Raw genomic sequence first — 2,008 nt, 5'->3', positions numbered from 1 at the left:
GGCAGCTTGAAGAATTCCATCGCGCTTTGCGCATTGCGGACCATTATCGCGAAGAGCTTTTCCCGCCACAGCGCCATTCCCGGCCGGCTCGACGGGATCAGGGTCTGGCGAGAGAGGAAGTAGCTCGTCTCCATCGCCTTGAACGGGCCTCCGGCGCGATCCTCCTGCGCCAGGGCCTCGGGAATGTCCGCCTCGTCCATGAAGCCGTAGCGCAGCACCATGCGGTAGAAGCCCTGTCCCAGATCCTCCACCTCGCAACGGTCTGCCTGTGCGACATGGGGCACGCCCCGGTTGGCCACAGTCAGGATCACCACGCGATCATGCAGGATGTGGTTGTGCTTGAGGTTGTGCAGCAGCCCCGGCGGCACGCCCTCCGCCGTGGAAGCCAGGAACACCGAAGTCCCCGGCACCCGGCGCACCCGCTCTCCCACCGATTTGAGGAAGGTGGCGAAGGGAATCGAATCCTCTGCCAGACGGGCCCGAACCAGCCGCCTGCCCGTCGCCCAGGTGGTCAGCAGCGTGAAGACCACGGCCGCCACCAGGAGCGGAAACCAGCCGCCGTCAGGGATCTTGGTTGCGGTGGAGGCGAAATAGACCCCGTCTATGGTCAGGAAAGCCAGCGTCACCGCGCCCGCCAGCGCCGGGTGCCATTTCCACACGGTGAAGGTCAGCACGCCCAGCAGGCAGGCGGTGATCACCATGGTCCCGGTCACTGCGATGCCGTAGGCGGCGGCCAAGTTGCCCGAACTGCGGAAGCCGAACACCAGCAGGATGACCATGGCCAGCAGCCCCCAGTTCACCAGCGGCACGTAGATCTGCCCCGCTGCCTTGGCGCTCGTGTGCATGATCTTCAGGCGCGGCAGGAAGCCCAGCTGCACGGCCTGGTGAGAGACCGAAAAGGCGCCCGAGATCACGGCCTGGCTGGCGATGACGGTGGCCATCGTCGCCAGCGCCACCAGCGGCAGGCGGGCCCAGTCCGGCGCCATGAAGAAGAACGGGTTGCTGATCGCATCCGGATTGCGCAGCACCAGCGAGGCCTGCCCCAGGTAGTTGAGCAGAAGGCAGGGGAAGGCCACGTAGAGCCACGATATAGAGATCGCCTTGCGGCCGAAGTGCCCCATGTCGGCGTAGAGTGCTTCCGCCCCCGTAACCGCCAGCACGACCGAGCCCAGCGCCAGGAAGGCCAGCCTGGGGTTCGCCATGAAGAACTCGAAGGCATGGTGCGGGCTGAGTGCCGATAGCACCTCGGGCGCCTGCACGATGGAATGGATGCCCAGCAACGCCAGCACTCCGAAATAGACGATCATGATCGGCCCGAAGAACTTGCCCATCGTCGCCGTGCCATGGGACTGCACCGAGAACAGGCCGAGCAGGATAACCACCGCGATCGGCAGCACGAAGCGGCCGAAACCGGGGTTCACCACCGTCAGCCCTTCCACCGCAGACAGCACCGACATCGCAGGCGTGATGATCGCGTCGCCATAAAACAGGGCCGTGGCCATCACGCCCAGCATGGCGACCAGCGGGCTCCAGCGGTTCTTGCCGATGGTCCGGCCGATCAGCGCCAGCAGCGCCAGGCTTCCGCCCTCGCCGTTGTTGTCTGCGCGCAGGATGATGAGGACGTACTTGATCGTGACGATCAGCATCATCGTCCAGAACATCAGCGAAATCACGCCGAACATGTGCAGCCGGTCCACCACCAGCGGGTGATGGCCGACGAAGCTTTCCTTGAGCGCATAGAGCGGCGACGTGCCGATATCGCCGAAAACGACCCCGATGGCGCCGATAGACAGCGCCGTGAGGCTTTCATTGGGGGCATGATGCCCGGAAGTCTCGCTCATGGACAGGCGCCTAGTCTCACGCGCGCGGAGGCGCCATGTTCTTTATGGATTCTTTATGCCACCGGCGCAATTCCTTACCCGGTCCAAGAGACTGTTTGGAAAACGCCCAAGAGGGCATTTTCGAATGCGGCACCGGCCCGCGCCCCCACCCTACCACCCAACGGTAG

1 protein-coding gene is annotated in these 2,008 nt (G+C 64.4%); it reads right to left on the bottom strand.

Going from position 1 to position 2,008, the window contains the following annotated elements; translation table 11 throughout:
• The coding region (locus RT424_RS24405; protein WP_313443491.1) for a potassium transporter Kup at positions 1 to 1,841 on the bottom strand (1,841 nt) is incomplete at its 3' end.
• Positions 1,842 to 2,008: the final 167 nt, after the last annotated feature.

Source organism: Novosphingobium sp. (genome assembly GCF_032093395.1).
Taxonomy (GTDB): Bacteria; Pseudomonadota; Alphaproteobacteria; order Sphingomonadales; family Sphingomonadaceae; genus Novosphingobium.
This window is presented reverse-complemented; position numbering and strand designations above follow the sequence as displayed.